Source organism: Actinomadura sp. NPDC049382 (assembly GCF_040677125.1).
In the GTDB taxonomy this organism is placed as follows: Bacteria; Actinomycetota; Actinomycetes; order Streptosporangiales; family Streptosporangiaceae; genus Spirillospora; species Spirillospora geliboluensis.
Window position 1 is genome coordinate 1 of record NZ_JBFARO010000225.1, and the last position, 6666, is coordinate 6666.

Consider the following 6666-nt stretch of genomic DNA (forward strand, 5'->3'; position numbering starts at 1 on the left):
GCCACGGGCGAGCCGTGCCGGCCGGCGGCGACGTCGTCCCAGACGGCGCGCATGGCCCGCGCGTCGGCGGGATCGTCGGCGAGCAGCGCCGCCTTCAGGTCGGGGATCTCCGCGGCGCGTTCGGCGAGGGCGATGGCGGCGCGGGCGGCGGCGAGCGAGCGGTTCTCGCGGCCGCCGCACAGCAGGCCGGGCAGCAGTTCGGGCCCGGCATCCGCCCAGCGGCGCAGCAGCGCGGTCGTCGCGCGCAGGACGAGCAGTCCGTAGACGCCGTTGGCGAGGGTGACGCCCCAGCGGGCGGACGCCTCCGCCCACACCCGCCGGTAGAGGGCGATCAGCTCCTCCGGGGACCGTTCGGCGAGCGGCCGGGCGGCCGGGTCGTGGACGTCCGCCATGACGCCGTCCCACCAGCGCAGGAACCGCGCGGTCGCGCGGCGGTGCCCGGCCGCGCGGACGGCGAGCCCCGGCAGCGCGGCGGCGACCCGGACCCGCGACCGGCGGCGCTCGGCGCGGGCCTCGCCGGTGATGCCCATGCCCTCCTCCCAGCCGGCGCGGACCAGGTCGAACACCGGCAGCCGGCCGTGCAGCTCCTGCCAGTCGTCCAGCCGGTAGTAGACGCGCCCGCCGAGGTGCCCGACCATGCGCGGCAGCCGGTGCGCGTCGGCGCGGAGCCGCCGCGCGGGCACGCCCATGCGCCGGTACAGGTCGGTGAAGGCCAGCTCGTAGAACATGCGCGCCTGGGAGTAGGCGAGCGCGCCCGACACGCCCGGGAAGCTCTCGGTGATGTTGTGATCGCCCCAGTGGACGCGGGGGCCGGTGTCCTCGGGGTTCGCGGCGAGCGGCCGCGCCTGGACGAGGTGGACGGCGCCGTCCGGGGTGAACGTGCCCTCGATGTCCTGCGGGCGGCCGAAGTGCGCTTCCACGCGGGCGGCGAGTCCGGCCACCCGGCGGGCCTCCTCGTCGGTCAGCACGGGGGCGTCCTTGAGCGCCGCAGGCACTTCCCTCACTCTCGGGCCCGTCTCGCCGTCCGGCGGCGGGCCCACCATGCGCCGCTTGGCCACAACCTCGGTACGGACCTCGTCCGTCACCGGATCGACGAAGACGTGGTCGACGTCGGCCTTCTCCTGGACGACGCCCTCGCCGATCCCGTGCGCGGCGGCGATGACGTGGAGCCGCGCCCCGTCCCGGGGGTCGCGGGTGAACGCGACGAACGAGCGGTCGCCGCGCGCCATGCGCTGGACGCCCACGGCGACCCTGGCGCTCGCGGGGTCGACGCCCCGGAGCGTCCGGTACTGGACCGCCTCGGGCTTGAACGCCGACGCCCAGCAGCGCGCGACCGCCTCCAGCAGCCCGTCCCGGGGGACGTACAGGAAGCTGTCGCTCATCCCGGCGTACGGGTCGCTCTCGGAGTCCTCTCCCCCGCCGCCGCTCCCCGGCACGACGCAGGCGCGGACGGCCGCCGTGCCGCCGGCGCCGATCCGCTCGTCGAACGCCTCCAGCAGGGCGGCGGCGAGGTCGCCGTCCGGGACGGCCTCGGCCAGCGCCGACGCCGCCGAGGCGCACCAGTCGGCGGCGGGCGCGGCCGAGGCCGGCGGGAGGTCCAGGGCGCCGAGCGCCCGGTCGAACTCCCCCGCGGGCAGGCAGAAGAAGTCCGGGACGGGCAGTCCCGCCGCGCGCAGCGCCTCCAGCCGCGCGAACTTGAGCCCGATCTCGCCCATCGTCACCACACTCCCGGCAGCAGGCGGGGCGTCGCGGCGGCGTACCGCGCGTAGCCCGGGACATCGCGGAGCGCCCGTTCCTCGGCCCGGATCCGCCCGGCCACGGCCGCGGCGAGCAGGACGAGCGCCGGAACGGTCACCGGGCCGGGGAAGAAGGCCGTGACGCCGAGGTTGGCGAGCAGCATCCCCGCGTACGCCGGGTGCCGGACGGTCCGGTACGGCCCGCCCGTGACGACCCGGTGGCCGGCCTGCCGCGCCACGTGGTGGGAGTAGAACCGGCCGAGCGCGCGGATCGCGGCCCGCCGCAGCGCCACCCCGGCCGCGAACACCGCGCAGGGCAGGAGCAGCCACGGCGTCCAGCGGTCCCAGGGCGCGGGCCGCAGCGCCGCGCCGGCGACCAGCAGGACGCGGGCCAGCGCGTACGGGAGCAGCGTGCGGGAGTCGGCGGGCGGGGCGGCGGAGCGGCGGAAGGTCACCGGCGCCTCCAGGAGCAGCCAGCCGAGGTAGCCGGCCAGCAGCCCCGCCGCGACCTGCCCGACCGCGCCGCCCCGGCCCGCGTGCAGCGCGATGCCGCAGGCGAGGATGGCGGCGCCCGCCGCGAACAGCAGGCGCGGCGCGAGCGTCACGAACCTCACGGTGCCGTTCACCGGGCCCGGGTCCGCGCGTACTGCTCCGGGTCGACCGCGTACGCCTCGTAGGTGAGCGACCCCAGGACGGCGCCGGTCGCGGCGTCCGCCAGCGTCGCCGCGCAGCGCGACCGGCGGCCGGCGGGCCGCGCGGTGAGCCAGCGCAGGACGAGCGGGACGTCGCGGCCGACCCGGTACGGGACGTCCGCCCGCAGCGCCACCCACAGCAGCGTCGCGTCCATGGGACGGCCGTGCTCCTCGTGCTCCAGCATCGTGGCGAACTGCCGGCCCGCCTCGATGATCTCCACGGGGCCGCGCGGCGCGGCGGGCGCGCCCGCCGGCTGGAGCACCGCCGACTCGACCACGGCCCGCCCGCGCCGCACCGGCTCGCCGACCAGGACGTTCTCGGCGCGCTGCCGGTGCACGAGCCCGGCGTCCGCCCGCCGGGCCGGCGCCGGGGCGGGCCCTGCGCCCGGTGCCGCCGGGTCGGCGTCCGTGAACGCGATGGAGCCGCCGCACACCTCCCGGCCGGCCTGCCGCGCGGCGACCGTCCAGGCGCGGTTGCGGCCGGGGACGGGGCGGCACGCCAGCGTCGTGCCGCGGTCCAGCTCGCAGAAGCGGGTGAAGTCCAGGCCGGCGACGACGCGTCCCGGCGGCCGCCCGCGCGCCCGCAGCCCGTCGGCGCGGGCCGCCAGCTCCAGCAGGCCGCTGAACAGCAGCATGCCCGGCACGTGGTCGAGCGGATGGTCGAAGTAGAAGGGATCCGACTCGTCGACGACCAGCTCACGGAATCGCTCGATAACGGACGCGGTCATGGGCTCCCCTCCAATTACCCGCCCCTGGGCCTTCGGCTCCGCCTGCCGAAAACGCCGCCTGACGCCGTTCTCGGGAAGGGGCGGATATGCCGACCGGACGGCCGTCATCTTGCTACAGAAATGCGCACGGATGAACTGCACCCCTGGGCAGTCCGGGCCGCCGCGGGCTGCCCAGTCCGGCAACCCGGCGGCCCCGCTGGGGCGCCGCACACGGCCCTCCCGGGCCGGAAACCGCATGTCAGCGTCCGCTTGCAGGGCGCGCGCCGGCGGCCGGCCGGGCCGACCGCGCACGTCACCCGGCCGCAATGCGGAGCGATAACGGCGCGTTTCACCGCGCCCGCCGAAGCGTTTTACCGGGCCGGTCGAACAAGATACATTTTCAAAACATCGTTCAAATCGGCACGGATACCGGACGCCCTGTGAGATAGCCCACAAATAATTGGCGGAATGCGGCCATGCGGAAGGCCCGGCCCGGGGGGCGGCAGGAGTCCCCCGGGCCGGGCCCGGTCCGTGCGGCGGGTCAGGCGGGCACGTGCGCCTTGGCCCGCGTCCAGTGCCGGTGCGCCGCGACCGCCTCGACCAGCCTGCGCGGGAACTCGGCCGACGCGCCCTCGCCCGTGACGACGCCGGCGTCGCTGACGACGTCGCCGTCGGCGAACCGCACCCCGGTGATCCCGGCGCGCTCCAGCAGCCCGATGCCCGCGTCGAGGGCGCCGACGGCCTTGCAGTGCACGAACGCCTCGGCGACGAAGTGCACGGCGTCGCCGTCCTGCGCCAGGGTCCGCACGCTCTCCTCGCCGCCCGGCACGAACACCGCGTCGTAGAGGACGGACGCGACCGTCGGCATGGCCCGGGTGACCTCGACCTGGCCGCCGTTGGCCGCCTGGACGAAGCCGTCCTCGGCGGCGAGGACGTCGCAGACCGCGCCCGCCTCGGTGAGCGCGTCCCCGACCGCGGTGACGGCGGCCGAGTCGACGCCGTCCGCCGCCAGGATCGCGACCTTGCGGCCCTGGACGGACTCCGCCGGCGAGTTCGCCTGGCTGAGCGCGGGCGAGCTGCGGCCGTGGTTGGCCGTCGCCGGCGCCTCCGGCGGAGCCACGCCGACGCCCTTGGCGACCTGGACGGCGAGGTCGTGGTCGACGTGGTTGAGGTGCGCGACGACGCCCTCCCGGATGTGCTTGTGGTCGCACTTGCCGAGCTCGAACCGGAACGCCCCGACGATGTGCTCCTTCTCCCAGTCGGCCATGCTGTTCCAGAACAGCGTCGCCTGGGAGTAGTGGTCGGCGAAGCTCTCGCTCCGCTTGCGGATCTTTCGGCCGTCGACCCGCTCCTGGTAGTGGCTGAACGAGCCCGCGCCGCCGACCGCCGGGCACCCGCCCGACAGCGAGTTCTTGTGGTAGCTCGCCTGCCCCTGGTGGAGGTCCATCTGGTGGTAGCCGTCGCGGTGGTGGTTGCGCACCTCGGCGACCGGCCGGTTGACCGGGATCTGCGGGAAGTTCGGCCCGCCGAGCCGGATCAGCTGCGTGTCCAGGTAGGAGAACAGCCGCGCCTGCAGCAGCGGGTCGTTGGTGAAGTCGATGCCGGGCACGACGTTGCCGAGGTGGAAGGCGACCTGCTCGGTCTCGGCGAAGAAGTTGTCGGGGTTGCGGTCCAGCACCAGCGTGCCGACCGGCCGCACCGGCACCTCCTCCTCCGGGATGATCTTGGTCGCGTCGAGCAGGTCGAACCCGAACCGGTGCTCGTCCTCCTCCGGCACCAGCTGGACGCCGAACTCGTACTCGGGGAAGTCGCCGTCGTCGATCCGGTCCCACAGGTCGCGCCGGTTGAAGTCGGGGTCCTTGCCCGCGATCTTCTGCGTCTCGTCCCAGGCGAGCGAGTGGGTGCCGAGCTTCGGCTTCCAGTGGAACTTCACGAACGTCCCGGCTCCCCGCTCGTTCACCAGCCGGAACGTGTGGACGCCGAACCCCTGCATCATCGCGAAGCTGCGCGGGAGCGCCCGGTCCGACATCAGCCACATCATCATGTGCATGGTCTCGGGCTGCAGCTGCACGAAGTCCCAGAGGGTGTCGTGCGCGGACGACGCCTGCGGGATCTCGTTCGGCGGTTCCGGCTTCACCGCGTGCACGAAGTCGGGGAACTTGATGCCGTCCTGGATGAAGAACACCGGCATGTTGTTGCCGACGAGGTCGAAGTTCCCCTGCCGCGTGTAGAACTTCGTCGCGAACCCGCGGACGTCGCGCACGGTGTCGGCCGAGCCGCGCGACCCGGCCACGGTGGAGAACCGCACGAACACCGGCGTCGTCAGCGAGGTGTCGGTGAGGAACTCGGCGGTCGTGTAGTCGGCGAGCGACTCGTGCAGCGTGAAATGGCCGTACGCGCCGGCGCCGCGCGCGTGCACCACCCGCTCGGGAATGCGCTCGTGGTCGAAATGGGTGATCTTCTCGCGCAGATGGAAGTCCTCCAACAGCGACGGCCCGCGCTCCCCTGCGGAAAGCGAGTTGTCGGTGTCGTCGACCCGGATCCCCTGGTCGGTGGTGAGCGCGGCGCCCTCCGGACTCACCCGCCGGCGGTCCAGCTGCTCCTGTTTCCGGTCCGCCCGGTCGGCGGGATCAGCCATGTTCCAGCTCCCTCAACGGTGAATGGACACGTGGGGGCGGCTACCCCCCGATCCGGGCGGCATGCGCGCTTTGACCGGAACTTGATTTCCGTCCTCCGCACCCCTTCCACGGCGATTCCACGGGCGCTTGTCAACGGGCTGACAAATGCTGTGGCGGACGGTGCGGGCGACTGAGTGTCGCGGACCACGCCGGGTGCCTACGTTGGGATGACCGGGTGGTCTGCCCCCGGGAAACGACGCTTTCGCAGCGGGTGAGCGGGAGGTGGCGAGGTGACCGCGGCATTCGAGGACGCGCACGCCGGATCACCGGTCCTGGCGGGCCTGACGGAGGAGCCGTGGCGCGACGTCCCGGCGGAGGAGGCGCGCTGGATGCGGCCCCGGCTGCCGGAGCTGCTCGGCGTGATGGTCGCGGGCGTGCTGCGGCACGTCCCCGAGTACGACCGGCCGGGCGACGCGGCCTACTGGCGGGTCGCCGAGGCCGCGGTCGCGCAGGCCATGGAGCACTTCGTGCAGATGATCGCCGACCCGGACACCTCGTGGAAGGAGGTGTACCAGGTCTTCTTCGACGTCGGCTACGGGGAGGCCGTCGAGGGGCGGAGCCTGGAGCACCTGCAGAACGCGATGCGCGTCGGGTCGCGGATCGCCTGGCGGCACCTGGCGGTCGAGGCCGAGCGGCTCGGCCGCCCCCGCACGCTGATCACCCTGCTCGCGGAGGCGAACTTCGCCTACCTGGACGCGCTCGCGTCCGCCGCCGCGCACGGCTACGCGCGGGCCCGGGAGAAGGCGGCCGGGGAGCGCGAGCAGCGCCGCGGCCGGCTGCTGTCCCTGCTGCTGTCGGACCCGCCGGCGCCGCCGGAGGTCGCCCGCGAGCAGTCGGCGCGGGCCGGCTGGCC

General features: G+C 74.6%; 4 protein-coding genes and 1 pseudogene. 1 reads left to right on the forward strand and 4 read right to left on the reverse strand.

Annotated elements, in window-relative coordinates:
* The 4 genes from AB0K34_RS45660 to AB0K34_RS45675 all read right to left on the reverse strand — a co-directional run.
* A partial coding sequence (locus AB0K34_RS45660) for a PEP/pyruvate-binding domain-containing protein (RefSeq protein ID WP_364554772.1) occupies window positions 1–1715 on the reverse strand: 1715 nt, incomplete at its 3' end.
* Between the two features lie 2 nt (window positions 1716–1717).
* Window positions 1718–2341, reverse strand: coding sequence for an isoprenylcysteine carboxylmethyltransferase family protein (locus AB0K34_RS45665; RefSeq protein WP_301177832.1), 624 nt, complete (start codon window positions 2339–2341; stop codon window positions 1718–1720).
* 17 nt (window positions 2342–2358) lie between these two features.
* Window positions 2359–3156 carry an AfsA-related hotdog domain-containing protein gene (locus tag AB0K34_RS45670; RefSeq protein WP_301177831.1) on the reverse strand — a complete coding sequence of 266 codons (798 nt, stop codon included), beginning with the start codon at window positions 3154–3156 and terminating at the stop codon, window positions 2359–2361.
* 520 nt (window positions 3157–3676) lie between these two features.
* Complete coding sequence (locus AB0K34_RS45675; protein WP_301177830.1) at window positions 3677–5773, reverse strand: catalase; 2097 nt, start codon at window positions 5771–5773, stop codon at window positions 3677–3679.
* 270 nt (window positions 5774–6043) lie between these two features.
* Here AB0K34_RS45675 and AB0K34_RS45680 point away from each other — a divergent pair.
* Window positions 6044–6666, forward strand: a pseudogene (locus AB0K34_RS45680) (PucR family transcriptional regulator); the annotation flags it as partial.

Excerpts from the sequence above, each read along its gene's own strand:
- AB0K34_RS45670 (WP_301177831.1), bottom strand. The coding sequence starts at position 3,156 with ATGACCGCGTCCGTTATCGAGCGATTCCGTGAGCTGGTCGTCGACGAG.
- AB0K34_RS45675 (WP_301177830.1), bottom strand. The coding sequence starts at position 5,773 with ATGGCTGATCCCGCCGACCGGGCGGACCGGAAACAGGAGCAGCTGGAC.